The sequence below is a fragment of the Kitasatospora sp. MAA4 genome, from assembly GCF_029893355.1.
Lineage (GTDB): Bacteria > Actinomycetota > Actinomycetes > Streptomycetales > Streptomycetaceae > Kitasatospora.
The window spans coordinates 14,196-40,645 of sequence record NZ_JARZAI010000031.1; the positions used below are offsets into that span (position 1 = coordinate 14,196).

Here is a 26,450-nt window from a genome sequence, read left to right on the forward strand (position 1 = left end):
TCAGCGCGCGGTGCGGGCCGCGTCGCGCAGGCGGCGCCACGTGCGGCTGACGGACGTCGGCCCGGTGTGCGTGGCGCCGGGTCCACCGCTCTCCCAGTTCCGGGCCGTATCAGCGAACGTCTCCGTCGGCGTCGTCGCGACCGGGCGCTGCGACTGCGCGGCCCGTGCGGTGAGCCGCAGGTCCTCCGGTTGGATCGTGGAGAGCCTCGCCCGGACGTGGCTGAGCAGGGTGGCGCAGGCGTCGGCGATCGCGGCCTCGCCGAGCGGGCGCGCCGGGAGGTCCAGCCCCTCGGACAACCGCTGCTCCAGGGCCGTTTGCAGATCCCCCAGGGTGATGTCGCGGATCGTCAGGGACAGGTGGGCGGACAGCCCGGCGGCGCCCACGGCGCGGTGTGCGAAGCCGCGCGGGACGTAGAGCACGCTGCCGGGCTCGAGGACGCTGCGCAGCAGCCGCGGGGAGCGTTCGTCGTCCGGCAGCTCGCCCGGCGACCAGTCCGCCGCCGCCGGGGCGTCGTGGACGTACCAGGTCTTACGTCCGGCGACCTGGAGGACGAACACGTCGGCGTCGTCACGGTGCACCGCGAGACCCTGACCGCCTGCGGGCGTGACGAAGAAGAACGCCTCCACGCGCCGGTCGAGCTCCTCGGACAACCGCGCCACCAGGTCGCCGGTCGGGCTGTGCCACTGGTCGACGCAGCGCAGCAGCAGCGTCGCCCCGGCGCGCAGCAGCTCGACGACCTTCGCGCGGTCGGCGAAGCCGTGGTGCGTCGTGCCGTTGACCACGCGCGGGGTGGTGTAGGCGTCGGGCGGGACGGTGACCTTGGTGGAGCGGACCATCTCCAGGTAGGGCGTGCGCAGCAGCCCGGCCTCGAAGGCGGCGTCCAGCTCGTCGAGGTCGAACGGCGAGGCGAGTGCCTCCGGCGCGAAGACCGCGGGCTTGCACTGCCACTGACGGTCGGCGAAGCTCTTGACGTCGCCGACCCAGGTGGCCAGCGTGGGCGATTCCATGGTGTTTCCCGTGGTGGTGTTTCCCGTGGTGTCAGTCAGGGTCAGGGTGTTCGGCGGTCGGGGCAGGCTCCGACTTCCGCGTCGAAGCGCACGGAGAGCAGCGAGCGCAGGGGGATGTGCGTCTCCTGCCGCGGGCTGCGAATCACGAGGCGGTTGTCGAAGGCGACGGTCAGCAGGCGCTCGGCCAGGGGCACGACCAGGTGCTTGGCCCAGCAGCGGGCGCCCTCGAACCCGAACGGCATGAACGCGGGCGTGCTCTCCGGATCCGCCACCCCGGCCCACCGCTCGGGCCGGAAGTCCAACGGGTCGGCCCAGTAGTCCAGGTGACGGTGCATCAGGAGTGGAAAGAGCGCGACGCGGTCCTCGGGACGGATCTCGGGGTGCAGTCCGGTGTACGCGTCCCCGCCCTTGCGGAACAGCATCCACGCGGGTGGGAGCAGCCGCAGCGTCTCCCACAGGACCGCGGTGAGGTCGGCGCGGGCTGCCTCCTGTTCGCGTGCCGGGCCCATGAGCCACAGGGCGTTGCCGGCCAGGGCGGCCACACCGTCGCAGAGGGTGGCCGTCGCCCGCCGGTACAGCGCGATGGCCTGCCGCCTCTCCTGGATGCCGGAGGCGTCGCGGATCCGCCCGGCCAGCGCGGTGGACCTGCCCTCGGCATCGGATCCCGGCCAGACGGTGACGGCGCGGTCGACGATCCGGGAGAGCGTGTCGGAGCGCGTGACGCCGCGTTTCGACAGCAGGGAGACCGGCAGCGGGTCGGACGAGAAGAGCCACCGGCGCATGTAGGTGGTGGCCGCGTAGGGCCAGGCGCCGGACAGCCCGCGCGCCGCCGGCGGCGGCGTCCGGATGCCCGCCATGACGTCCTGTCCCAGCGCGCGGATCGTCCGTGTCGCGCTGTCGTGGTGGATATCGGCTCCCGCGGCGGGCTTGAAGACCGAGCGTTCCGTCGACAGCACAGGACGCGCCGCGACGATTTCGGCGATCAGGTCGCAGTCGGAGACGCCGACCGTGACCGCGTCGATCCGGAATACCTTCTCGCCCCTGGACAGCAGATCCTGAATTCGCGGGGCGTACACGATGGAATGGTCGCGGACCGCTGCCGGCGCCATTTCTTCCACGAGAATCCCACCTCCATGGGAATGGCTGTGAATGCGTTCCCCCCGACGGGCGGAGAGCTCCGGGCACGGAAAGGGCAGGGCTGCGGAAGCCACGGACGCTCCGCAGCACCGGCGGAGGCAGCGGCCTTGCGCCAACCGCCTCCGCCGCCGACAGTGCGTCAGATGACGTGCAGGATCCACGCGTGGTTGGCGAGGTCCTCGTCCTTCTTGAACTTCTTCACCAGCGCCTTGACCATCTTCATGACTACTCCATTTCCTGGAGTACGGGCACGCCGAGTAGGGCACCCGCACACCATCATCGACATTCGGTATTCCGGTCCGGAAGCCGAACGGCCTTCTTGAGAGCCAGACACTAACCGAGGGCGAGCGCCGCCGACACCCCTCTCACCGGACAATCATGCGATGTGCACTTTCGGGCAATAGGCCGACCGTTTTCACGTCCAGTGATTCGGATGTGACGCTATGGCGTTGGTGAAGAAATCGACGAGGCTGCGGGGTGCGTTTTCGCCGAAGCAGAGCTCGTGGATGCGGGCGGCCTCGGTGGCGGCCGCGGCGGCGCGCGGGAACAGGGCCTGCTCGTACTCGCCGAGCGCGGCCTGGACGTCGCCGGGGTGCGCGGCGATGGCCCTGCCGAGTTCGGCGCCGTCGTACATGGCCAGGTTGGCGCCTTCGCCGGACGGGGGCATGAGGTGGGCGGCGTCGCCGAGCAGCGTCACCCCCGGCACCCGATCCCACCGGTGCCCGACGGGCAGGGCGAAGATGGGGCGCGGGACCGGTGGGGTGTCACCGTCGGTGATCAGTGCGGTGAGCTCCGGCACCCAGCCGTCGAACTCCTGCGCTATCCGGGCCCTGGCCGCGGCGGGATCGGTGAAATCGACACCGGCCAACCAGTCCTGCGGCCTGGAGAGCGCCACGTAGGCGTGGAGGGTCCCGCCGCTCTCCCGGTGAGCCTGGATCCCCTTCCCCGGCGCGAGCGCGAACAGCGACCCACCGCCGACCGCCTTCGCGGCGGCGGGGTGGCGGGTGTCGCCGTCGAACAGGCAGGTCTCGATGAACGCTGTGCCGGTGTAGTCGGGTTCGGCGTCGGACAGCAGCGGACGGATCCGCGACCACGCCCCGTCCGCGCCGACCAGGAGGGCCGTCTCCACGGTCACCCCGTCGGCGAACGCCACTTCGTGCCGGCCGTAGCCGAGCGGACGGGCCGCGGTGACCCTGTGTCCCCACCTGATCGTGTCGGCCGGCAGCGAGTCGAGCAGAACGCGACGCAGGGCGCCGCGGTGCACCTCCGGGCGCCCGCCGGTGCCGTCGTCGGGCTCGTCGAGCAGCACCGTTCCGTCCATGTCGAGCACGCGCGACGCCTCGCCGCCTGGGTGGACGAGGCCGAGGAACTCCTCGAACAGGCCTGCGGCCTTGAGGGCGAGCTGCCCGTTGTGGTCGTGGATGTCGAGCAGGCCGCCCTGCGTGCGGGCGGTCGGCGAGGCCTCCGCCTCGTAGATCGTCGCCGGGATGCCGTGGAGGTGGAGGACGCGGGCGAGCGTCAGCCCTCCGAGCCCCGCGCCGATGATCGTGACCGGAGTGGTCATGGTGCTTCCTTCCTGATCGCGGACCGCTGGGCGGACACCCGGCCGGTCACACCCGGAACGCCTGGAACGACGTTCCATCGGGATCCAGAGTGGAACGGCGTTCCATGTGCTGTCAAGCTGGAACGACGTTCCAGGTGTGCCCTAGGATGGACGCATGGCAACCAGGACGGGCCGTCCGGAACGGCGACAGGAACCGCTCTCGCGGGAGCGCATCGTCGGCGCCGCCGTTGAACTTCTCGACGCGGTCGGCGAGGGCGGACTCACCTTCCGCGCACTGGCCGAACGTCTGGCGACCGGCCCCGGGGCGATCTACTGGCACGTCGCGGGCAAGACCGAACTCCTCGGTGCCGCCACCGACGCCGTCGTCGCCACCATCGCCGACGACGACACCGACGCGACGCCGCAGGAAGCGATCCGCGCCCTCGCCCTCGGCGTGTTCGACGCGATCGACGCCCACCCCTGGGTCGGCACGCAGCTCGCCCGCGCGTCGTGGCAGACGCCGATGCTGCGGGTCTTCGAACGCATCGGACGCCAGATCCAGGCGCTGCGAGTGCCCGAAACCGCCCAGTTCACCTCGGCGTCCACGGTGATGAACTACATCCTCGGGGTGGCGGGCCAGAACGCCGACAACACCCGAGCGGCCCAACCGGACACCGACCGGACCGAGTTCCTCGACGCCGTGGCGGCCACCTGGGCAGAACTCGACGCGGACGACTACGCGTTCACCCGAAACGTCGCCGACCAGCTGCGCAGCCATGACGACCGGGAAGAGTTCCTCGCCGGCATCGATCTCATCCTCGCCGGAATCACCGGGCGCCAGTAGCAGGCGCCCTCGTCACCCGCAGGTGCATATTGGAGGACCCGGGCCGAAAACGATGTTGTACTGACACAGATCTCCCACCCCTCGACGAGAAGGCACCACCTTGGCAACCGACTACGACGCTCCGCGCAACACCAGCGATGAGTCGAGCGACGACAGCATCGAAGAACTGAAGAGCCGGCGCGAGGACAAGGGGGGCTCCGCGGTCGACCTCGACGCCGAGGCCGTCGAAGGCATCGAGCTTCCCGGCGCCGACCTGTCCGGCGAAGAACTGACCGTGCGGGTCCTACCGCTCCAGCAGGACGAGTTCACCTGCATGACCTGCTTCCTGGTCCACCACCGCACCCAGCTCGCGGGGCAGGACAAGAACGGACAGCCCATCTGCCGCGACTGCTCCTGAGCCACCCCGAGACGCCCCTCGCCCGCCTGGTGACCAGGTGGGCGGGGGGCGTCTCGGGCGTCTCGGGCATCGACTCCGGAGAAAACCGCTCAGAGCCTTCGATTTGCAGGGTGTTCGCCGGATCGAGTGGAAAATGAAAGGCGTTGGATGCGTTCGGGTGTAGAATATGAAGCACGAGGGCGGCCTCCGGAGCCGGCATCACGGTGATGCCGACGGACCGCCCCGTGACCAGGGGGTTCACCATGACGTACCAGCTCGACACCGCCCGTGCCATGATCGACGAGCGCCTGCGGGAAGCCGAGAAGCACCGCATCATCCACGCGATCCGACTCAGGGACCGCGCCGAACGCACCATCCGCCGCGCACACCAGGCCCTGACCGACCTGACCGCGTGAGCACCGCAACCAAACGGGCCGTCACCAGAACCAGGTGACGGCCCGTCCCGTTTTCCGGACGTTTCGACAGTCGCCGGGCTGGGCAGCTCGTCAGCCCGGAGGTCGTGGTCCCTGCGTCGGAGGTCGAGCCCTCAATGCCCGTGCCGAGCTTGCTAGCGGTCTACGCCCACCCGGACGACGAATCCCTGTCGTCGGGCGGGGTGCTCGCCCGCCATGCGGCCGCCGGAGCTCGCACCGCCGTGGTGACGGCGACCTGGGCCGAGGACACCGGGCGGGGTGCGGAGCTGGCCGAGGCGCTGCGGATCCTCGGCGCCGGACGGCCACGGATGCTCGGCTACGCCGACGCCCGCGTGCCGCAGTCGGCGCCCGGCAGGGCGCGGTGGTGTGACGCACCGCTCGACGAGGCGGTCGGGGCACTGGTCGCGCATCTGCGCGAGTTCCGCCCCGAGATCGTGGTCACCCACGATGCCTACGGCGGCGTGACCGGCCATCCCGACCATGTGCACACCCACCGCGTGACCGTGCTCGCCGTCCAGGCATCCGGCCTCGGTCGGCTCTACCCGGACGCCGGCGCCCCTTGGCAGCCGAGCGCCCTCTACCAGGCCACCCATCCGCAGTCGGCGGAACGGACGCTGAACGGCCACCTGGCCCGTGCGGGCCGGGCCGCCCAGGCGATGTACACCCTCCCGGACGAGCAGGTCACCGCCACGGTCGACGTCAGTCCCTGGCTGGACCAGAAGTGGGCCGCCGTGCTGGCCCACCGCAGTCAGGTCGAGGGAGGATCCGCCCCGGGGCTGATCGCCGCGTTCCCGTCGGACATCCGGGAACGGCTGCTCTCCACCGAGTACTACGCTCGCCACGACCTGACCACCACGGCTCCGCGCCAGTCGGACCTGACGGCCTGAGCCGTCGCCGTCGGTCCCCGCTCGTCCCCGGTTTCGGGCATTGATAAGTGATCCTTCGATGAGGGCAAAACTTCACTTTTCAACCTTCACATTAGTCGTCAGATTTCCGGTTTGATCTACGAATCGTAGGTATGCCACACTCGTCCTGGCAGGCAGTTACCAGGCGGTAACCCGTCGTGCCGGTCGCGTGCCGGCGCCCCCAGGGGGCGACAGGCGTCGCACGCCACCGCCGGGAAGAGCGCCACGAGCAGTTCGTGCGTCGCCGTCCGGTGCAAGGCCCCGGTGGTCACCGGGAGAGCCTTCCAATCACCGTGGGAAGCGTGGGGAAATGATGCGCAGTCATGCTGCCGATGTGGCGGCTCTGCAGAGCGAGATCGAGGATCTCTGGGAGCAGCGGGACGAGGTCTCGCTGCACTCCGCCGAGGCCGTGGCCGCCGTTGACGCGGCGATCGGTCTGCTGGACACCGGCCGCGCGCGGGTGGCCGAACTCGTGGCCGGCGAGGTCGTGGTCCACGAGTGGCTGAAGAACGCGATCCTGCTGCTGTACAAGCTGGCCCAGCCGGAGAACTCGCGCTTCGGCCCGTTCGAGTGCGCCGACAAGATCCCGCTGAAGACCGGGATCAGCACGTCCGGCGTCCAGGTGTCGCCGGGGGCGGTGATCCGGCGGGGCAGTTACCAGGAGCCGGGCGCCGTGGTGATGCCCAGTCACATCGGCATCGGCTCCTACGTCGGCGAGGGCACCCTCGTGGACTCCTGGGTCGGCATCGGGTCCTGCGCCCAGATCGGCCGGAACGTGCACCTGTCGGGCGGGGTCGGGCTCGGCGGCATGATCGAGCCGCCGATGGCCAAGCCGGTGGTGATCGAGGACGATGCCTTCATCGGCGCCCGCTCGATGATCTACAGCGGCGCGCGGGTCGGCGAGGGCGCGCTGCTCGGCGCCGGGGCTCTGCTGACCGACACGATTCCCGTCATCGACGCCGCCACCGGCGAGGAACTCAGCCGGGGCGAGGTCCCGCCGTGGACGGTCGCCGTCCCGGCCAGCCGTCCGCGCGAGTTCGCCGGCGGCACGTTCGGCCTGCCCTGCCTGCTGGTGATCAAGCACCTGAAGAAGGGCGAGCGGCACGACAAGGCCAAGCTCAACGACGCGGTGCGCACCCAGCCGCCGCTACCGCCCCTGACGCTCTGAGGCCCTGAGGCCCCGACACCCTGAGGCGCTTGGCGCGCCGAACATCACACATCCCTTCTCCCATCGACGAGTTCGAGGAATCCTCCGCATGTCTGCCACCGGTATCGACCCGGTTCTGAACCGCCACCCCCAGCTCCGGGACCTGCAGTCCAGGCTCACGGCTTTTCTGGACACCCACCTGCCCACGCCGGTCTGCGAGATCGACCCCCGGCCCGACTGGCTCGCACTGCGTGCGCTGGCCGCAGCGGCCGGGCTGACCGGCATCGACGTCGCCGCCGCACACGGGCCGGGTGCGGCGGGGCGGGTGGCCCAGGGCATGGCCATGTTCCTCGCGGGGCAGCGGGACTGCGACGCGCGCGAGATCTTCAGTGCCGGGCACGCCGCCATGCCGCTGCGCTACGGATCGCCCGCGCTGTCTCGACAGACCCACGAACAAGCCGTCACAGCAGGGAAGTTGGTGGGCGTCGCGGCCAGCGAGCCGCAGTCGGGGTCGGATCTGCGGGGCTTTCGCACCGTCCTGGTCGACCACGGCGACCACTTCGTCCTGTCGGGCTCGAAGGGCCTGCTCAGCAGGGTCGAGGAGGCCTACGGGTTCGTCGTGTTCTGCAAGCTGATCGACCGACAGGACGTCGGCGTGGTCGACCTGCGCACCGTACCGCTGTCCGCGGTGTGGGTTCCGACGGACGCCAAGGGCGTCCTCACCGAGACCACCGACCCGCTGGGTATGCGGGGTTGGAGCTTCGGGCACCTGCACTTCGTCGACACCCGGCTGGACAGGGACCTGCTGATCGGTGCGCCCGGCGACGGCCGCCTGATCTTCGACACGCACTTCTCCGCCTGGCGCCTGATGATGTCCCTGCTCTGCCTCGGTGCCGCGGCGGCCGCGATCCAGGAGTCGATGACCCGCGCCCGCCGCCGGAGCGTGGGCCGGATGCCGCTGGCCGCCATCCCCTCGGTCGCCGCCCGGCTGGGCACCGCCGCGGCCGAGGTCGAGGCCGCCACCGCCTGGTGCTTCTCGCTGCTGGAGCGCATCGACCAGGACGACACCGACGTCGCCGCCTGCTCGGCCGCCAAGGCCCTGGCCACCGACGCCGCCTACCGCGCCGTGGATCTCGCCCTCCAACTGCACGGCAGCGAGGGATACACCCGGCACACCCCGATGGAGAAGCGCCTGCGCGACATCCGCGGGCTGCGCATCGCCGACGGCCCCAACGACACGCTCTACAGCGTCCTGGCCCACTCACTGCTGACGGAGCATCAGCATGCCGACGACGTCCAGCTGCTGGCCCACCACTGAGAGCGAGGTGCCCACTATGACAGCCACCACCACCGAGGTAGCACAGATCCTCGACACCCTGGCGGCCCAGCCGGAGAAGAACGCCCTGACGCACCAAGGGCGTTCCGTCACCGCCGGCGAACTGCGCGACCTCACCCACCGCTTGGCGCGGGCCATGCGCGCCCAGGGCATCGACCGCCACCACACCGTCACCCTGCTGAGCGGCAACCTGCCGGAGGCCATCGCCGCGCGCTACGCCGCCAACCTGATCGGCTGCCGGATCAACCAGCTCTACACCAGGCTGCCGGCCGACACCCAGACCACCATGGTCCGGGACGTCGAGACCCACGCGCTGATCGTCGACCCCCGCCACGCGGACCGCGCGGCGGCGATCACCGCCGGGGCCCCGGTCGCGACCGTCCTGGTCCTCGGTCCCGCCGCGGTCGGACCGGACCTGCTGGCGCTGGCCGCCGAGCAGCCGGCCGACCCGTTCCCCTGCCGGGCCCGGCCGCAGGACGTGCGCACCATCCGCCACTCCGGCGGCACCACCGGTCACTCCAAGGGCATCTGCGTCGGCTACGGGCAGGTCCGTCGCTTCGGCCCCGACCTGCCCGACGACCCGGCGCGGCCGCCGCGGCTGCTGGTGTGCACCACCCTCGCCCACGCGGCCGGACAGCTGACCGACAAGGTGCTGCGGGCCGGCGGCAGCGCGGTGCTGCTGGACGACTTCGAGCCGGCCGCCGTGCTCGGCGCGATCGAGCGCGAACGCATCACCGACGTGTTCCTGATGCCACCGCTGCTGTACCAGCTGATGGACCACCCGCAGGCGGACCGCACCGACACCAGCAGCCTGCGCCGCCTCACCTACGGCGGCTGCCAGGCCTCACCGGCCCGAATCACCGACGCGATCCGGCGCTTCGGACCGGTACTGGTCCAGCTCTACGGGCAGCACGAGGCCGGCATCGTCAGCGTCCTGGACGCCGAGGACCACGATCCGCGGCGCCCGGAGCGGCTGCGGTCCGTCGGCCGGATCGCGCCCGGGTACCAGGTGGCGATCCGCGACGACTCCGGTCGGGACCTGCCCGCCGGCGGACACGGCGAGATCTGCGTGCGCTCCGACAGCCTGATGCAGGGCTACTGGAAGCAGCCCGAGCTGACCGCCGCCGTCCTGCGCGACGGGTGGCTGCACAGCGGTGACGTCGGATACCTGGACGACGAGGGCTTCCTCTACGTCGTCGACCGGCTGAAGGACCTGATCAACACCGGCGGCGGCCACGTGTACACCTCCGAGGTGGAGGACCTGCTCAACTCCCATCCGGGCGTGCGGCAGAGCGCGGTCTTCGGCGTCCCGGACGAGAACCACGTGGAGCACGTCCACGCCGTGGTCGTGCCGACCCCGGGCAGCCGGGTCGACGCGGAGGAGCTGCGCGCCCTGGTGCGCGAGCGCCGCGGGCCGATCCACGAGCCGTCCCGCGTCACTTTCGCCGAGGCACTGCCACTGACCGACGCCGGCAAGCCCGACAAGAAGCTGCTGCGCCGGCAGGCCGGCGCCGCGTAGCTCCTCAGCTTGACAGGGACGCGGACGCTTCGGCCTCGCGCAGTGACAGGCTGGGCATCAGGAGGGACATCAGGCACCCGAGGATCGCCAGCCCGGCCGCGAGGACGAGGAGCGTCCCGGTCGCGCCGATCCGGTCCAGCAGCACGCTGGCGAGTGGTGCGCCGAGGGGTTCCGCCGCCATGGCCAGCAGGGCGCGGGCCGTCACCACCCGGCCCACCAGGTGCTCGGGGGTGGCTGCCAACGACACGGCTGCGACGCAGATGGTGGCGATCGGGCCGGCCAGGTAGCAGAGTGAGAGCATCGCCCCGAGACCGAGGGGCGAGGGGAGCAGGGCCATCCCCGCCGTGGCGAGGGCGATCACCCAGACCGTGGCGATCACCGCCGTGCGCGGCGGCATGCGGCGCGTCAGGCGCGGGGCGAGCAGCGATGCGAGGACCCCGGCGGCTGCCGAGCACCCCAGGATCGTCCCGGCGCCGGTCCCGCCCTGCGTGCTGCCCCCGCTGTGCGAGACCAGTGTGATCACGATCAGCAGGAGAGCGCTGAAGACGAGGTTCACCGCCATCGAAGCCAGCGACGTCCAGCGCAGGAAGCGCTGGCGCCACAGGAATTCGACCCCGCTCGTCAGCCCGCGCGCACCCGCGCGGACGCTGTTCAAGCCGCCGCGCGGGCCCGTGTCGCGGTCGGCGGCATGCCTGCGCCGACCGCCGCCCAGCGGCACCCGGATCGCCGACACGGCCAGCAGGCAGACCAGGTAGCTCACCCCGTCCACCGCGAACGGCAGCGCGGGGCTCAGCGCGAACGCCAGGCCACCGAGTGGATAGCCGACCAACTCGGATATCTGTGAGCAGACTTGGCGCATCCCGAAGGCCGTCGGCAACTGCTCGACCGGGACCAGGACGCGCAGCACCACTGCCGCGGACGCGGCGAAGACGCTCTCCGCCAACCCGACGGCGGCCACGCACAGGGCCACCGCCAGCAGGGATCCATGTCCGCGCGCGAGAAGGAGCAGCCCGCAGCAGGCCAGGACGGATACAACCTCGCAGAGCACCATGGAGGTTCGGCGCGGGCACAGGTCGGCGATCAGGCCGGCCGGGACCTGGCCGGCCGAACGGGCCGTGGAGGCGGCGAACATGCCGACGGCGGCGTCCGCGGGGCTCCCGGTGGCGTGGAGCACCAGCAGCGGCAGAGCAACGAAGACGGCACTCGAGCCGGTCCACGACAACGTCTGGCTCCACCAAAGCAGTTGGTAGTCGCGGTTCACCCACAGCGGACTGGCGGGCACGGTCGCTCCTCCGGGTCGATGCAGATCGGGCCGCCGAGGGAGCACCGAAGCGCTCCCCCGACGGCCCGATCAACCAGCTGAGAACTACTCGGCGGCAGCGTCGATGCAGTTCTGGCTACGGGTGCTGATCATCGCGACACCCTCGCCGTCCTCGTCGAGCGACGCGGCCAGGGACTGGAGCTGAAGAACCGACATGACATCCTCCTGAAGGGGTTGTTGTGTGAGCGGCGGTCCGCCGGGAACGGCGGGCCGATGGAACCTCGGAGCGCGACGCGAGGACTACTCGGCGGCGGCGTCGATGCAGTTCTGGCTGCGGGTGCTCCACAGCGCGACACCCTCGCCGTCGTCGAGCGACGCGGCAAGCTCCTGGAGTCGAAGAACCGACATGGTGAAATCACCTCCTCCCCTGATCCGGAACGGTTACTGCCATGACGACGGTCAGCCGGGGCCGAGCAGCGGAAGGACCGAGCGGTCCTCGCCGAGTGCGGCTCCCAGCGCGAGCACAACGCCCGCCGAACCCGTCGCCAAATCCATGGAGAGCCGCTGCAGTTGGTCACCTGGCATGGCCAAGTGACCACGGTGGCGCAGCTCGTGGAGTGCGAGATGCCGTAGGTGTCCGACGATCAGCGCCTCGGGCTCTCGCCCGGTCTCGGGACCGTGCCGACCGTGCGGATCGTGCGGATCGTCAGCCAGCCAGCTCAGAGCGGCGATCAGGCCGGCGCGACCCCGGAAGAGCCCCGGATAGATGATGAACTCGGGTCGGCACACCAGCCGCACACGCTGGAGCGCCGCCGCGAACTCGTCGGTCCGGTGGTGCAACAGGTGGGCGCGCAGGGCCAGAGCGATGCCCGCGCTGCCGTCCGCGAGATAGGGCAGGACGCGCTGACCGTCGTAGAGCTGGAGCGCCCCGTCGTCGTCGGTGCGGCACCGGCTCAGGTCGAGGCGCAGCGCTCGCGCCGCGTAGTCGAGGTAGGCGGCATCGCCACTGTCCTCGAACAGGCGCACGAAGAACAGCGCGGCGCCACTGAAACCCTGGTCGAGACCGCCGCCGCGCGGAGCCCCCGGCGCGTCGAAGCCTCCCTCGATCGCCTGCACCAGCCGGTCCGCGATCGGGAGTACGGCGTCCCTGGAGACGCCGGCCCCGGGTGTGCGGGCGAAGTGCAGCAGGTTCAGCCCGACCCCGGCGAGCCCTTTGAAGAGGCCGACGGCGGTGAGCTCGGGAACACTCTGCTGGGCCCGGTCCAGGACCGACACCGCCGCTGCCGTCCGGCCGAACCGGGCGAGCGTGTAGGCCACACCGTGCAGACCGCTGTAGAGACCCGGTGGCACCCAGCGGGCTCGGCGCTCGCCGCGCTCCAGCCAGTCCAGGTGCTCCGCCGACACCGGCACGCCGGCGCTGTCGAGCGCGTAGAGCACCCCGGCGGCACCGTTCGCCAGGCTCAGCCCACCGGAGTGGTACTGCGCCGGGTCCCCGGGGAAGAGCCGGTCCACGCGCTCGGGCGAGGCGCTGGCGGCGATTCCCGCGACCAGCGAGTCGCGCAGCGATCGCAGATCCGCGACCTCGCGCGGTGCGGTGGTCCCCGTCGTGACTGCCGCGAACGACGGCTGCGTGCCACCTCGGCCCGGCGGAGAAAGGCGGGCGCGCAGCTGGTCGACGTAGCCCTCCGGCAGCGGGAACCGCTCCTGGGCCAGGTCCAGCAGGGTGTGCAGCTTCCCCGGGTCGAGTTCGAGCAGCGAGTTGAGCGGTACGAAGAGCCACAGGCGCAGCATGTCGAGTGCGAAGGCGTCGATCTGCGGCCCGGTGGCCGTCAGGGGGGCGGAGAACCCGGCCGCCCCCAGCCCCGGCGGGCGCTGCTCCTCGACGGGGAAGGCGAGTTCGAAGTCGACCAGCCGGATCCGCCCGTCCGGCTGGATCATGATGTTGCGCGGATGCAGGTCCCCGAAGACGACACCGCGCTCGTGCAGGGCCCGCAGCGCCGCCTCGACCTGCGCGGCCACGTTCAGCGCCCACTCGGTGTACTCGCGCAGGGCCTGCGGGCCGGGGTTCGGGCGGGTCAGCGGGTACCGCTCGACGCTGCGCCGGTCCAGCGTGGCTCCCTGTACCTTCTCGATGGCCAGGAAGTGGTGCTCCCACCAGGTGAACCGGTCCAGGACCGCGGGGACGCAGTCCACGCCCTGGAGCAGCGTCATCATCCGGTGCTCGCGGTCGAGCCGCGCGACGGCGTCCCCTCCCCGGCTGTCCAGACCGGCATGCGGGCGTGCCTCCTTCAGCACGACCTGCTCACCGCTGCGCCGGTCCACGGCCAGGTACACCCCGCCCCCGTTGGAGAAGTGCATGGCCCGCTCCACCTGGTACGGGTGCGCCTCTCCCCCGGCCTGCTCCATCCGCTCCAGCTGCTCGTGCAGCACTGCGGGCAACTCCACCCCGTCCGGCAGCCGGAAGTACGGCGTGCGCAGGTCGGGGACGAGCCGGCCGTCGGGCGAGCGCAGTGCGTCGACATAGTCGCCGTCCTCGTCCAGACAGCACTCATGGCTGAATGCGCCGTAGCGGACGTGCAGTGGGCCGTCCTCCCAGCGCAGGTCGCTGAGAATGTACTGGCCGCTGATCCCCTTCAGTTTTCCGGAAAGCTCGACCAGGACGTTCTCCAGTGCCCGCTCGTCCTTCGGGTATATCGCCATGAACTTTCCCGAGGAGCCCCGGTGAGCGTATTTTGTATTGGTCAGCCGTAACAGATCCGCACTGCGCAGGAACTTGAAGTCGAGCCGGTTCGCGAGGCAGTAGTCGTGAACCACCGTCAGCGCGGCCTCGCTGTCCTCCCGGCCGGCCGAGACGTGGATCTTCCAGCCCTGGCTGGGGAGTTCGCTGCCCTCGGCGTGGAACCCCACCCAGACGCCCCACCGCGACACCCGCCAGCCGGCGGGCGGCGCCGCGGTGCCCAGCGCGAAAAGCGTGCCGCTGTCGGCCACCCGGTCGGGCGGCTCGAAGAACTCACGGCTACTCCAGCAATAGCCTTCGTTCGTACCGGGTTTCACAACAGTCGCCCCCTCCGGTCCACCGCGGCTCCTCGTTCACTGATGAGGATCCGCTCCGACCGAATTCAGGGCAATGGGTCAAACGGGCAGTTCTCCCGGACCCGGCAGTGCCTCAACGGGAATGTTTCAGTTAAAGGGGGTGGTCAGACCGCAGGGTCGGCCGGCACCAGCTCGTGCCGACGCGACCAGACGCCCGCGGAGACCCGGGCCAGCACCCGGGCGGCCGGATCGCCGTCGGCGCCACCGCTGGCGAGCGGCCCCGCGTAGCAGACGGCGATCACATAGGCCGGGCAGTCCGGGGGACGGACCAGCCCGACGCTGTGCCGGATGCCGCTGACCCAGCCGTTCTTGAACGCGATCGGCGTCCCGGCCGGGAGACCGGCGGGGAGGTCCACGCTGTGGACGTTCGCGGCGAGCAACTCCAGCAGCTCGCCGGGCAGCCAGCCGACCAGCCTCGCGAGGTCGGCCGCGGTCACCAGATTGGTCACCCCGGCGGCCCGGGCGGCGGCGTCCTCGATGCCGCGGGCGGTGACGCTGTGTCGGGCGCCGGCCAGCCGCCAGATCTCGTTGACGGCGTCGAAGCCGACGTGGTCCAGGATCGTGTTGGTGGCCAGATTCGAGGAGTGGGCGATCATCCGCCGCGCCAGCCAGCGCAGGGAGGCGCGCTCGCCCAGCAGGTGCCAGGTCTCGGCGTCGGTCTCCCAGTCCGGCGGGATGCCGTAGGAGGGCGCGGTAACCGCCGATCGGAACGCGTTGGTGACCGGCACCGGCGCATCCAGGTCCAGGCCGCTGCGGTACAGCGCCGCGAGCACGGCGACCTTCATCGTGCTGGCCGCGTAGTAGGGACGGTCCGGCTCCCGGTAGAAGCAGGGACCGGCGCCCAGCGGAGCCACGTAGACCGACAGCACATCGGAAACGCTAGCAGGCCGGCGCCCTCGCGCCCCGCGGGGCTGGTTTCGGCCTGCGGAGAGACGATGGAGGACACCGACGCGGAAGGAGGGCCCGCGATGAGCACAGGAGGCGCGGCCCGGTCCGTCCCCTCCGAGCCCGGCGGCCTGCTGGACCTGCTGAGCCTGGCCGCCGCGGTGCTGGACTCGGACGGGCGGATCGTGCTCTGGAGCCCGCAGGCCCAGGAGCTGTTCGGCTGGAGCCCCGAGGAGGTGCTGGGCCGCTCCGCCGCCCAGGTCCTGGTGGCCGAGGAGCACGTCGGTGCGGTCCTGGAGCTGTTCGGCGAGGTCATGGAGGGCAGCGGGAGCTGGGCGGGCGTCTTCCCCGTGCGGCACAAGGACGGCAGCATCCGGCCGATGGAGTTCCGCAACATGCGGTTGCAGGATCAGCAGGGCGGCCTGTACGCGCTGGGGATCGCCGCCGACGCGGCCACGCTGCGCGGCGTCGAGCGGGACCTGGCGCTGTCGGCGCGCCTGGTGGCCCAGTCCCCGATCGGGCTCGCGGTGCTGGGTGCCGATCTGCGGTACGTCCTGGTCAACCCGGCGCTCGAGCGGATCAACGGCCTCTCCGCCGGCGAGCACCTGGGCCGCACCGTCCGTGAGGCGCTGCCGTTCCTGGACGTCGACGCCATCGAGTCCGCGATGGACCAGGTTCTGGCGAGCGGGGCCGCGCTGGTGGACGAGTTCACCGTCGGCCGCACGCGGGCGGACCCGGACACCGAGCGCGCCTGGCGGGCGTCGTACTTCCGGCTGGAGGACCCCGCCGGGCGGGTGATCGGGCTGGCGACCTCGGTGGTGGATGTCACCGAGCAGCACCGCGCGGCCACCGAGGCGGCCGCGGGCCGGCGCCGGCTGGCCCTCATCGCCCGTGCCTCGGTGCAGATCGGCACCACGCTCGACCTCGACCGGACCGCCCGGGAGCTCGCCGACTTCGTGGTGCCCGACTTCGCCGACGTCGCGGCGGTGGACGTCCTCGACTCGGTCCTGAACGGACGCCCGAGCAGCGCGGCGCCCGACACGGCGCCCGCGACGTTCCGGGCCCTCGCGGTGGCGGCGGCCCACGCCACCGAGGCCGTCCGCGCCGCCGACCCCACCGGCGAGATCGCCAAGTACGACGCCGACCGGCTGGTCACCCGGTGCGTGACCACCGGGCGCCCGGTCCTGGTGGCGCACGTCGAGGCGTGGGACCTGCCGCGGATCGCCCGCGACGACGAGGCCGCCGCCCTGCTGGCCCAGGCCGGCCTGCACTCCTACCTGGCGGTTCCGCTGATCGCCCGCGGCGAGGTGCTCGGCGCTCTCGACCTCAAACGCACCGACCACCCGCTGCCGTTCGACGACGACGACGTGGTGCTGGCCGGCGAACTGGCCGCCCGCGCCGCCGTGTGCATCGACAACGCCCGCTGGTACCAGAGCCAGCGCCACGCCGCCCTGACCCTCCAGCGGCACCTCCTCCCGCACCGGCCGCCCCAGCCCGTGGGCCTCACGGTCGCCTACCGGTACCAGCCCGCGGCGGCGGTCGGCGAGGTGGGCGGCGACTGGTTCGACGCCATCCCGGTGTCCGGCGACAAGACCGCCCTGGTCGTCGGCGACGTGATGGGCAGCGGCATCAACGCCGCCGCCACCATGGGCCAACTGCGCACCGCCACCCGCACCCTGGCCGGCCTCGACCTCGACCCGGCCCAGGTCCTGCACCACCTGGACCGCACCACCCAGGGCCTGGACGAGACCATCGCCACCTGCGTCTACGCCGTCTTCGACCCGCACCGCGCCCGGTGCCGCATCGCGACGGCGGGCCACCTGCCGCCCGTCCTGATCCGCCGCGGTCGCGCACCCGAGCTGCTGGAGCTGCCGACCGGCGCACCGCTCGGCGTCGGAGGCGTCCCCTTCGTCGCCACCGGTCTCGACCTCGGGCTCGGGGACCGGATGGTGCTCTACACCGACGGCCTGGTCGAAACCCGCGACCAGCCCATCGACACCCGCCTGGGGATCCTCCTCGACCTGCTCGCCGACCCCGGGCTCCCCCTGGAGGCGACCTGCGACCGGCTGCTGTCCGCCCTGCGGGACCCGGACGGCCACGACGACGTCGCCCTGCTCATCGCCCAGGTCGAGCCCCACCGGCCGGCGGGCTGAGACGGTTCCGACCGCGACGGCGGTGACGGCCGCTCTGGCCTCGGACGGGATTCGCTGTTGCCCGCGGATCAACACGAAGTCCAGGGTCGAGATCAACTATGCTGCACCTGGCCGACGACGGGGGAGAGCCATGACGCAGGTGGCGGGCGATGCGGACTACGGGCGGATCGGCGCGGGTTACGCGCGGATCCGGCGGACCGACCCACGCATCGCGGCCCAGGTGCACGCCGCCCTCGGCGAGGCCCGGACCGTGCTGAACGTCGGCGCGGGCGCCGGGTCCTACGAGCCGCTCGACCGCCACGTGCTGCCGATCGAGCCGTCTCCCGAGATGCGGCGCCAGCGTCCGGCCCACCTCGCGCCGGCCATCCACGCCGTGGCCGAGGCGCTGCCCTTCGACGACGACGCGGTCGACGCCGCCATGGCGATGGTCACCGTCCACCAGTGGCCGGACCCCGTCGCCGGACTCCGCGAGATGCGCCGCGTCGCCCGCGGACCGGTGCTCGTACTCACCTTCGACCCCGCTGAGTTGGGCCGGCTGTGGCTGATGGACTACGCGCCCGAACTGCAGGCGGTCGAGGCGAGCCGCTACCCCGCCATCGACACCATCACCACCGCGCTCGGACCGGGAACCGAGGTCCAGCCGGTGCCGATCCCCTCGGACTGCGTCGACGGGTTCTCCGAAGCCTTCTACGCACGCCCCGAGTCCCTCCTCGATCCGGCCGTACGCCGTGCCCAGTCCGCGTGGAGCTTCCTCCCACCGGGAGTCGAGGAGCGGATCGCCGCCGATCTCCGCGCCGACCTGGAGTCGGGCGCCTGGGACGACCGCTACGGCTCGCACCGCACCCGGCCCGAGTTCAGCGGAGCCGTCCGGCTCATCGTCAGCCGCTGAGCTCCGAAGTCGGGAGTGGGCGAACCAATCGGGCTGCCGGGGCGTCATGCTCTGCGAAGGCTGATCGTCGAACCGAGGAGGATGCGATCGTGGAGAGCTTCGCCGTGCGCCCGAGTCGCCGCGCGCTACTGGCCATCGGCGCCGGGACGGCCCTGGCCACCGCCGTCTCCGCAGGCGGGCCGGCCTACGCGGCGACAGGTGGCGTGGGCCTCGCCCGGGCCCTGGGCGCGCTCGAACGGGAACACGGCGCCCGACTGGGCGTGTTCGCGCGGAACACCGCCACCGGCAGGAGCGTGCTGTACCGCGCCGACGAGCTCTTCCCGATCTGCTCGGTCCACAAGACGATCACCGCCGCCGCGGTCCTGCGAGACCTCGACCGGGACGGCGCGTTCCTCGCCAAGCGCATCCGGTACACCGCGCAGGACGTCGCCCGCTCGGGCTACTCCCCCGTCACCGGCACCCCCGAGCACCTCGCCAACGGCCTGACCGTCGCACAACTCTGCGCCGCTGCCCTCGACTTCAGCGACAACACCGCCGACACCCTGCTGCTGCGCGAACTCGGCGGCCCTACCGCGATCACCCGCTTCTGCCGGTCCATCGGCGACCGGACGACCCGGCTCGACCGCTGGGAGCCCGAGCTGAACTCGGCCGAACCGGGACGCGTGACGGACACCACGAGCCCGCGCGCCCTGGCGCGCACGCTGACCGAGCTCCTGCTCGGCAGCGCGCTCACTCCCCCGCACCGCCGGCAGCTGACCGACTGGATGCTCGCCAACACCACCAGCGCCGCCCGCTTCCGCGCCGCGCTCCCCAAGGACTGGACCCTCGCGGACAAGACCGGCAGCGGCGACTACGGCACCACCAACGACGCCGGCATCGCCTGGACCCCGCAGCGGACACCCCTCGTCCTGACCGTCCTGTCCACCAAGACGGACGCCGCCGCCCCCGCGGACGAACCACTGGTCGCCAGGACCGCCGCCCTGCTGGTGACAGCCCTCACGGGCCAGAACAGCTAGTGCCGCGTCAACTTGGCGCCTGGCACGCCCCTCTGACGCGCTCTTGCCGGGGCTGCACGCGCTCGGGGAGGATCGGGAGATGGTCCGGCCGATGGTGGCCGGGCCCGATGGGAGGCATCCATGGGTGAGCATGAGAAGCCCGCGCCGGATCCGGGGCAGGGGACGCCGCCGCCCGGCAACAGCGACGGCCAGGTCCCGCCTCCGCCACCGTCCGGCGGCAAGCACAAGAAATAGCCCGGGACGACGATCATGAGCGCGACCGGTTCCACCGACCTGGCCGGGTGGCGGGCCGACCTGGACGCGGCGATGGAGGAACGCGGCAGCTGGCCGCAGCGCTCCCCCTGGATCCGCGACGCCGTCAGGGCGCTGCCCCGCGACCGCTTCGCCCCCGACCGGCTCTGGCGGTGGGACGGGCACGCGTACCGTCCGGTGGACCGGCAGGTCGACGGCGCGCTGTGGGCGCGCGAGCTGTACGCCAGCGCCGACGCCGCCGCGGTGACCCAGGTGACCGGCGGACTGGCCACATCGAGCCTGTCCAGCAGCGGCATCGTGGTCGACATGCTCGACTCACTGCTCCTGGAGCCCGGCCACCGCGTCCTGGAGCTGGGCACCGGCGCCGGCTGGAACGCCGCGCTGGCCGCGCACCGCGCAGGCCCTGGCATGGTCACCAGCGTCGAGGTCGACCCCGTCCTGGCGAACGCCGCCCGCGCGCGACTTCCGGCGAGCGTGCGCGTCGAGGTCGGCGACGGCGGCGCCGGGTGGCCCGCGGCCGTTCCGTACGACCGGGTGATCGCGACCTACGCCGTCGAGCGGGTCCCCTGGGCCTGGATCGAGCAGTGCGCGCCGGGCGGACGGGTCGTCACGCCCTGGGGGCGGCTGGGGTACGTCGCGCTCGGCGTGGCGCCGGACGGGTCGCACGCCGTCGGCTGGATGCAGGGGCTGGCCCAGTTCATGCCGGCCCGCGACAGCAGCCGGTCCGAACCGCAGTTCCGCGAGGTGCGCGGCCTCGGCCCGGCCGAGCACGAGAGCGTCCTCGACCGCGACCTGGAGCCGCTACGCGCCGACTGGGACCTGCTGTTCACCCTGCGGGTGGCGCTGCCCGACCTGCGGATCACCACCGCCGTCGACCAGGACGGCACCAGCGCCTGGCTGCACGACGGCCGCGGCTCCTGGGCGACGCTCTCGGCCCGTCCGTCCGGCGGCGCCCGCGTCCACGGCGGAGGCCCGCGCCGACTCGCCGACGAACTGGCGGCGGCCTGGGCCGCCTGGGAGGCCGAGGGCCGCCCAGGCGTCTACGACTACGGCATGACCGTGCGGCCCGACCGGCAGTACGTCTGGCTGAACGACCCCGACACCGGCCCCCGCTGGCTGACCGGGCAGACTGTCCCGAAAATCACCGAATGAGGGACGGAACCGCCGTGGCCGGGGGAAAGAAGAAAAAGAAGAGACCGCTGAAGGACGGCACGTACGGACCGCCGTCCCCGCGCCCCCGCCGCGACGGGCGAGCCCTGACGCTGTCCCCACGCACGGTTCGCCGGACCAGCGCCCTGCTCGCGCTGCTCACCCCGCTGACGCTGATCGGCCTCGCGACGCTCGCCTCGAACCCGGACTACGGGCCCTTCGCCTTCATCACCGCCATCCTGGTGATCATCGCCGCAGTGCTCGGCCTGATGCTGATACGCCCCAGCGGATGGTTCCTCTGGCCGGGCGTGCTGCTCGTGATCCTCCTGCTGGTCCTGCCCATGCAGGTCTTCACGTCCGAGGTGATGCGCTACCGCGGCGTGCCCACCGAGGTGGTGATCACCGCCATGCACAGCAGCAAGAAGAAGAACGGCGGCCTGAGCTGGACCTGCGACATCCGCCGCGCCGACGGGCTGCCCCTGCCGCACGCCAAGCTGTCGACCTCCGACTGCTGGGATCCGGACCAGGTCGGCACCACCACGACGGTCCTGGTCGACCGCGACGGCTGGGTGCCGCCGACGTCGACCGACCAGGACTACACAGGACTCGACTACGGCGTCGCCGCCGTCGGCGTCACGGCCGCGCTCTGGGCACTGCTCTCCCTCGGGGCCGGCCGCCGCACGCTGCGGCTCGCCGGCAGCTGACCCGCAACGCGCGATCGGCCCGCCCCCGGTCGCCAGGGTGCGGGCCAATCGTCGGTGCGCTGGGGGCTCAGCTGGCCCCGAACTTCTGCAGACCGGCCTGGACATCGTCGTAGTTCATCACCGGAATGAAGCTGATCTTGGCGCCGAGGTCCTGGAAGAACGGCTCGGCGACGGTCGGGATGTCGGACGGCTCCTTGAGGTCGAAGACGATGTATCCGGTGCGCTGCCCGTCCTGCGCTCCGAAGTACGCGGCCTCCGGCTTGATCCGGTCGAAAACCGACTTCATGGTCGCGGCCAGCGTGTTCGCGGTGATCGCCTTGTTCGCCTTCTCGGTGTCCATCTGGACCGTCAGCAGCACCCTCATGTCGCTCCACCTCTGGTTGGCGTTCCGGCACCCCTGTGCCTCCTGCCATCGTGGCCGCGCCCCGGGCACTCGGCAGCCGGGGTAGGGCATCGGGGTCACGCCCGAACGCCGCCTGCGCACAGTGGGCATGCTGGGAGGTGAAGGACGAGGAGATCCGCCATGAACGATCCGATCCTGACCCCGGAGGAGCTGCAGTCCCTGGCCGCCGCCGGAACCGCCGCCCCCTCGCTGCTCAACACCCAGCCGTGGCGCTTCTGTGCGCACTCCGGCGCCCGCACGCTGCGGGTGTACGCGGACCCGCGGCGCGCCCTGCCCCGGACGGATCCGGAGGGCCGGGCGCTGCACCTCTCGGTGGGCACCGCGGTGTTCAATCTGCGGGTCGCGGCCTGCCACCTGGGCCGGGAGCCGTCCGTACGGCTGCTGCCGGAGACCTCCGACCCCCTCCTGCTCGCCGAACTCGACCTCTCGCGGGGTGCCGCGGGCCCGGCCCCGGGTCCGTTCGGAACGGACCTGTACGCCGCGATCGCGCAGCGCCACTCCAGCCGCCTGCCGTTCGCCGAGCGCGAGGTGGCCGAGACGGTCCTCGGCGAGCTGACCGCGGCCGCCCGGGAGGAGGGGGCGGTGCTGTCCGTCCTGGACGCGGACGGGGTGCGGCGCGTGATGGACCTGACGAAGGAGGCCGAGCGCCGTACCGCCGACGACCCGGCGCGCCAGGCCGAGACCCGGGAATGGCTGCGCCCGTGGGAACCGGCCTCCGACGGCATCGTCCTGAGTGCGCTGGGGCCGCCCGACAGCCAGGCCCACGTGCCGATGCGCAGCTACACCGGCCGGCCACCGGCCGTCAGCGTGCCCGCTGAGCCCTTCGAGGCGATGCCGCAACTGGCTCTGCTGTCCACCCCGAGCGACCGCCCCTCGGACTGGCTGCACGCCGGCCAGGCATTGGAGCGGGTCTGGCTGCTGGCGACGGCGCACGGCGTGCGGATCTCCGTGATGCACCAGGCCCTGGAGTGGCCGCAGACCCGGTGGGAGCTGCGCGATCCGAACGAGGGTCCCGGGTTCGCCCAGACGGTGCTGCGCCTGGGCTACGGGCCGCCCGGACCCGCGGCGCCGCGCCGCTCGGTGGCCGAGGTGCTGGAGATCGTCGGCGAGCCCGCCCTTTCACACAACGTGCAGAACCTTTGATGCACCGTGGCGGATGGCGGTGGTGATGTCGGCGGCCCAGTGCGCGGGGTGGTGGTGTCCGAGGAGGTCGGCGAGACGTTCCAGTCGGATGCGGCGTTCGTCGGGGGCCAGGGTCAGGGCCCGGTGCAGGGTGTCCACGAGGTCGGCGGGTGAGCGGGGGTCGGTGAGGAGAGCCGCGGAGCCGAGCCCGACGGCGGCGCCGGTGTGGCGGGAGAGCACCAGGACGCCGGAGCGGCCGGCGGCGTGCTGGGCGGCGATGTACTCCTTGGCGGTCAGGTTCATCCCGTCCTGGAGGGAGGTCACCCAGAACACGTCGGCGGCGAGGTAGTGGTCGATCACCTCGGCGAACGGCAGGCTGCGGGGCAGGTACTCGATGGGCTGCCAACCGGCGGCGCCCCAGGCGCGGTTGACCTCACCGATGCGGTGCTCCAGTCGCCGGCGGGTCGCCTCGTGGGAGGTGATGCCGGCCTCGGGAGGCGGGCACACCAGGCGGAACCGCAGCCGTCCGCGCAGCTCGGGGCGGCGGGCGAGCAGGGCCGCGACGGCCTCGACCTTCTGCACGGGGGCCTTGGCGTAGTCCAGGCGCTCGACGGAGAGCACCAACAGGCCGTCCGTCGGCTCGGCCCGGGGCCGGCGGGCGCGGGCCAGGGTTTCGATGGCGGCCCGGTCGATGCCCAGCGGATGCACCCCCACCCGGGGCGGCCGCGGGGCGTCGGCGAGGAGGCGGCGGAAGTGTCCGGCGAAGGCCTCGGTGTGGAATCCGGCCCAGTCCAGGCAGCTCAGCGAGGCAAGGATCTCGGGAGCGCTGGGAAGGGTGGCGAAGACCTCCGGCGGCGGGAAGGGGGTGTGGTGGAACAGGCCGACCCGCAGATCGGGCCGGGTGGGGCGAAGCAGGCCGGGGACCAGCCAGAGGTTGTAGTCGTGGAGCCAGACCGTGGCGCCGGGCGCGGCCCGGGCGCTGATGTGGTCGGCGAAGCGGGCGTTGACCTCGCGGTAGCGGCCCCAGGCCTCGGGGTCGAAGCGCACTCTCTCCGGCTGGGACATCAGGACCGGCCAGAGCGTCTCCTTGCAGGCCTGGTGGAAGTAGCCGGCCCACTGCGCGGGGCTCAACGGGACGAAGGACAGCGGGAGTCCGGTGTCGTGCCGCTCCAGGTCCGCCGGTGGCGCCTCGGGTTCGAGGACGGCGGCGGTGGCCCACAGGGCCTGCGGGTTCGCGGTGAACAGGCTGCGCAGGGTGGGCAGGATGCCGTTCGGGCTCGCGGGTGCCCGCCAGCCGTCCCGGGTCCAGTGCACGGGCGGTCGGTGGTAGCCGATGACGAGCGGGTGCTCGCGCTCCACCCATCCCAGGTCCTGCAAGGCCGACAGGATGCCGGCAGCGCCGGGCCGGTCGGGGCGGTGGACGCCGGCGTCCTCGGGGACGGCTTCGAGCAGGGCGGGTTCGGCGTTGCCGACGATCACGCCGCGGGCACCGAGCCCGAACAGCGACAGGTCGTTCAGGGAGTCACCGGCGACCAGGACCGAGTCCATCGGCCAGTGCTGCTCGGCGGCCAGGGCCGCGAGCGCGTTGCCCTTGCTCGCCCCACGCGGCAGCACGTCGAAGTAGCGGTCCGCCGAGTACAGCCAGGTACAGCCCAGCGCCTGTACGGCGTCGGTGATCTCGTGCGTGAGGTGTTCGGGGCGCAGGTGGAACGAGCAGCGGCCGGACTGGCTCACGCCGTGCTGGTACGTCAGGCCTGGCAGGCCGCGTAAGGCCTCGCGGACCCGGCGTGCCCCTGGCCAGCCGCTGCGCAACCCGCGCTGGATGGCCTCCACCGGGGTCAGGTCCGCGCCGTCGACCACGCTCGCCCCTACGTCGGCGATGATCCAGCGGGGCCTGGGCACCAGCGGGTCCCGCAGCACCTCGCGTACCGAGGACGGCCCGCGGCCGGTCGCGAAGACCACCACCACCTCCGGGTGGCGGGCCAGCGCGGCGTGCAGGCGGCGGCGGTCGGCCCGCTCGCCGCCCAGCAGCGTGCCGTCCAGGTCGGTGACCAGGATCCTCATGCGGTGCCCCTTTCGGCGAGGTGGGCGAAGGCCGTCGTGCGCCCGCTCGTCCCCGGCCCGCCGCACGCGCACCCTTCGCCGATCGCCACGTGGAAATGCACTCCGGCGGTCGGGCCGGAGTGCATCGCGGATCAGGATCGGGACGCTAACACGAACTGATCACCACGTGAATGGGGCATGCCAACGACGGCACCTGCAGGGGTCGCGGCGTGGTCGCGGCGTTATCCCAGGGCCAGCCACTGGCGCAGCCCGGCGGCGTCGAGCGCCCGGCTGGAACCGGGGCCGGCGGTGGCGGCCCCTCCGCAGGCGACGCCGGCGGCGAGGCAGCCGGGCAGCTCCTCCCCGGCGAGGAGGGCGTGCACGAACCCGGCGTTGAAGCAGTCACCCGCCCCGGTGGTGTCCACGACCTCGACCGGGACGGCGGGAACGTCGTACCGCTTCCCGTCCCGGACCGCGCAGGCCCCCTGCCCGCCGCGCTTGACGACCACCGTGCGCACGAGCCCGCCGAGCGTGTCCAGGGCGCCGTCGACCGTGGCGGCGCCGGTCAGCCGCAGAGCCTCGGCCTCGTTGGGCGCGAAGACGTCCACGCCGGCGAGAACCTCGCGCACCGTGGGGGTGTCGAGGGTGGCCGGCCCGTCCTGGCAGTCCATGAACACCCGGGTGCCGAGCTGCCGGGCGACCCGCAGCGCGACCAGCACGGCTGCGCCGTACTCCAGTTGGGGCAGCATCAGCACCTCGGGGCGGTGTTCGCGCAGCAGCGCGTCGAGCCGCGGCGCCGCGTACGGGTCCTGGTAGCTGACCATCGCCCGGTCGCCAGGGTTCGACAGCGCCACCGTGACGCTGCGCAGCGGCGCGGTGCGGTGGCGGAATCCGGCCTCGTCCAGCCCCTCCGCGCGGGCTGCGGACAGGACGAGCGAGCTGAACACGTCGCTGCCGAAGTCGGTGGCCCACACCACGTCGTGTCCCAGGCGGCGCATGGCCATCGCGGGCGTGAAGGCCCCGCCGGGCAGCAGGTCGAGCGCGCCGGCGAAGACCTCGGTGCCGGGTCGGACGGGCCGCGCGAGGTCCTGGAAGATCAGATCGGCGAAGTAGGCGCCGACGACCAGCACCTCGCGTCCGCTCCGCCCCCGAGCCTGCTGACCTCCATCGATGCCCGACCTCATCCGTCCGATCCCCTTCCCACACCGAGAGCAGGATCCTGCCCGGCTGG

At 72.2% G+C, this 26,450-nt stretch carries 22 protein-coding genes and 1 pseudogene; 13 read left to right on the forward strand and 10 right to left on the reverse strand.

Annotated features, from left to right (window positions below; all coding sequences use genetic code 11):
- From P3T37_RS30990 to P3T37_RS31005, 4 genes are all read right to left on the reverse strand, one after another.
- The gene (locus P3T37_RS30990) at positions 1-1,008 is read right to left on the reverse strand and encodes a cupin domain-containing protein (RefSeq protein WP_280727231.1); all 1,008 of its coding nucleotides are present in this window, start codon (positions 1,006-1,008) and stop codon (positions 1-3) included.
- 41 nt (positions 1,009-1,049) lie between these two features.
- On the reverse strand, positions 1,050-2,084 hold the full coding sequence (locus P3T37_RS30995; protein WP_280727232.1) for a cytochrome P450: 1,035 nt from the start codon (positions 2,082-2,084) through the stop codon (positions 1,050-1,052).
- Between the two features lie 200 nt (positions 2,085-2,284).
- The gene (locus P3T37_RS31000) at positions 2,285-2,431 is read right to left on the reverse strand and encodes a hypothetical protein (protein ID WP_280727233.1); all 147 of its coding nucleotides are present in this window, start codon (positions 2,429-2,431) and stop codon (positions 2,285-2,287) included.
- A 129-nt stretch (positions 2,432-2,560) separates the two neighbouring features.
- Complete coding sequence (locus P3T37_RS31005) at positions 2,561-3,709, reverse strand: NAD(P)/FAD-dependent oxidoreductase (protein ID WP_280727234.1); 1,149 nt, start codon at positions 3,707-3,709, stop codon at positions 2,561-2,563.
- Positions 3,710-3,863: 154 nt separating this feature from the next.
- Here P3T37_RS31005 and P3T37_RS31010 point away from each other — a divergent pair, with 154 nt between their 5' ends.
- The 7 genes from P3T37_RS31010 (at position 3,864) to P3T37_RS31040 (ending at position 10,249) form a co-directional block, all read left to right on the forward strand.
- Complete coding sequence (locus P3T37_RS31010) at positions 3,864-4,532, forward strand: TetR/AcrR family transcriptional regulator (protein ID WP_280727235.1); 669 nt, start codon at positions 3,864-3,866, stop codon at positions 4,530-4,532.
- Between the two features lie 100 nt (positions 4,533-4,632).
- Positions 4,633-4,929 carry a DUF4193 domain-containing protein gene (locus tag P3T37_RS31015; RefSeq protein WP_280727236.1) on the forward strand — a complete coding sequence of 99 codons (297 nt, stop codon included), beginning with the start codon at positions 4,633-4,635 and terminating at the stop codon, positions 4,927-4,929.
- Between the two features lie 242 nt (positions 4,930-5,171).
- Positions 5,172-5,324: a hypothetical protein gene (locus tag P3T37_RS31020; protein WP_280727237.1), complete on the forward strand. Its 153-nt coding sequence runs from the start codon at positions 5,172-5,174 to the stop codon at positions 5,322-5,324.
- 134 nt (positions 5,325-5,458) lie between these two features.
- The gene (locus P3T37_RS31025; protein WP_280727238.1) at positions 5,459-6,229 is read left to right on the forward strand and encodes a PIG-L family deacetylase; all 771 of its coding nucleotides are present in this window, start codon (positions 5,459-5,461) and stop codon (positions 6,227-6,229) included.
- Positions 6,230-6,581: 352 nt separating this feature from the next.
- A complete protein-coding gene (locus P3T37_RS31030; RefSeq protein ID WP_280727239.1) occupies positions 6,582-7,415 on the forward strand; it encodes a 2,3,4,5-tetrahydropyridine-2,6-dicarboxylate N-succinyltransferase in 834 nt (277 codons plus the stop codon).
- A gap of 88 nt (positions 7,416-7,503) precedes the next feature.
- Complete coding sequence (locus P3T37_RS31035) at positions 7,504-8,712, forward strand: acyl-CoA dehydrogenase (protein ID WP_280727240.1); 1,209 nt, start codon at positions 7,504-7,506, stop codon at positions 8,710-8,712.
- A gap of 16 nt (positions 8,713-8,728) precedes the next feature.
- On the forward strand, positions 8,729-10,249 hold the full coding sequence (locus P3T37_RS31040; RefSeq protein WP_280727241.1) for an AMP-binding protein: 1,521 nt from the start codon (positions 8,729-8,731) through the stop codon (positions 10,247-10,249).
- 4 nt (positions 10,250-10,253) lie between these two features.
- Here the strand turns inward: P3T37_RS31040 and P3T37_RS31045 are convergent, their stop codons facing one another.
- The 3 genes from P3T37_RS31045 to P3T37_RS31055 form a co-directional block, all read right to left on the reverse strand.
- Positions 10,254-11,531: an MFS transporter gene (locus tag P3T37_RS31045; RefSeq protein ID WP_280727242.1), complete on the reverse strand. Its 1,278-nt coding sequence runs from the start codon at positions 11,529-11,531 to the stop codon at positions 10,254-10,256.
- Between the two features lie 438 nt (positions 11,532-11,969).
- Positions 11,970-14,564, reverse strand: coding sequence for a class III lanthionine synthetase LanKC (lanKC, locus tag P3T37_RS31050; protein ID WP_280727243.1), 2,595 nt, complete (start codon positions 14,562-14,564; stop codon positions 11,970-11,972).
- 143 nt (positions 14,565-14,707) lie between these two features.
- Positions 14,708-15,472, reverse strand: a complete 765-nt coding sequence (locus tag P3T37_RS31055; protein WP_280727244.1) for a class A beta-lactamase-related serine hydrolase — start codon at positions 15,470-15,472, stop codon at positions 14,708-14,710.
- Between the two features lie 99 nt (positions 15,473-15,571).
- On the opposite strand from P3T37_RS31055, the gene P3T37_RS31060 reads away from it, so the two are divergent.
- The 5 genes from P3T37_RS31060 to P3T37_RS31080 all read left to right on the forward strand — a co-directional run bounded on the left by P3T37_RS31060 (position 15,572) and on the right by P3T37_RS31080 (position 21,651).
- Positions 15,572-17,641, forward strand: coding sequence for a SpoIIE family protein phosphatase (locus P3T37_RS31060; RefSeq protein WP_280727245.1), 2,070 nt, complete (start codon positions 15,572-15,574; stop codon positions 17,639-17,641).
- Positions 17,642-17,771: 130 nt separating this feature from the next.
- On the forward strand, positions 17,772-18,530 hold the full coding sequence (locus P3T37_RS31065; RefSeq protein WP_280727246.1) for a methyltransferase domain-containing protein: 759 nt from the start codon (positions 17,772-17,774) through the stop codon (positions 18,528-18,530).
- 89 nt (positions 18,531-18,619) lie between these two features.
- Positions 18,620-19,546, forward strand: coding sequence for a class A beta-lactamase (bla, locus tag P3T37_RS31070; protein ID WP_280727247.1), 927 nt, complete (start codon positions 18,620-18,622; stop codon positions 19,544-19,546).
- 249 nt (positions 19,547-19,795) lie between these two features.
- Positions 19,796-20,950 (forward strand): methyltransferase domain-containing protein, encoded by a 1,155-nt coding sequence (locus tag P3T37_RS31075; RefSeq protein WP_280727248.1) that lies wholly within the window; start codon positions 19,796-19,798, stop codon positions 20,948-20,950.
- Positions 20,947-21,651, forward strand: a complete 705-nt coding sequence (locus P3T37_RS31080) for a hypothetical protein (RefSeq protein ID WP_280727249.1) — start codon at positions 20,947-20,949, stop codon at positions 21,649-21,651. Before P3T37_RS31075 ends, P3T37_RS31080 begins: the two co-directional genes overlap by 4 nt.
- A gap of 67 nt (positions 21,652-21,718) precedes the next feature.
- Here the strand turns inward: P3T37_RS31080 and P3T37_RS31085 are convergent, their stop codons facing one another.
- Entirely contained in the window at positions 21,719-22,015 is a 297-nt protein-coding gene (locus P3T37_RS31085; protein ID WP_280727250.1) for a DUF3303 family protein, read from the reverse strand.
- A gap of 153 nt (positions 22,016-22,168) precedes the next feature.
- Here P3T37_RS31085 and P3T37_RS31090 point away from each other — a divergent pair.
- Positions 22,169-23,197: pseudogene (locus tag P3T37_RS31090) on the forward strand (hypothetical protein); the annotation flags it as partial.
- Here P3T37_RS31090 and P3T37_RS31095 read toward each other — a convergent pair.
- Positions 23,174-25,240 carry a trehalose-6-phosphate synthase gene (locus P3T37_RS31095; protein WP_280727252.1) on the reverse strand — a complete coding sequence of 689 codons (2,067 nt, stop codon included), beginning with the start codon at positions 25,238-25,240 and terminating at the stop codon, positions 23,174-23,176. The pseudogene P3T37_RS31090 and the gene P3T37_RS31095 overlap by 24 nt on opposite strands.
- Before the next feature lie 221 nt (positions 25,241-25,461).
- Positions 25,462-26,403 (reverse strand): carbohydrate kinase family protein, encoded by a 942-nt coding sequence (locus P3T37_RS31100; protein WP_280727253.1) that lies wholly within the window; start codon positions 26,401-26,403, stop codon positions 25,462-25,464.
- Between the last annotated feature and the right edge of the window lie 47 nt (positions 26,404-26,450).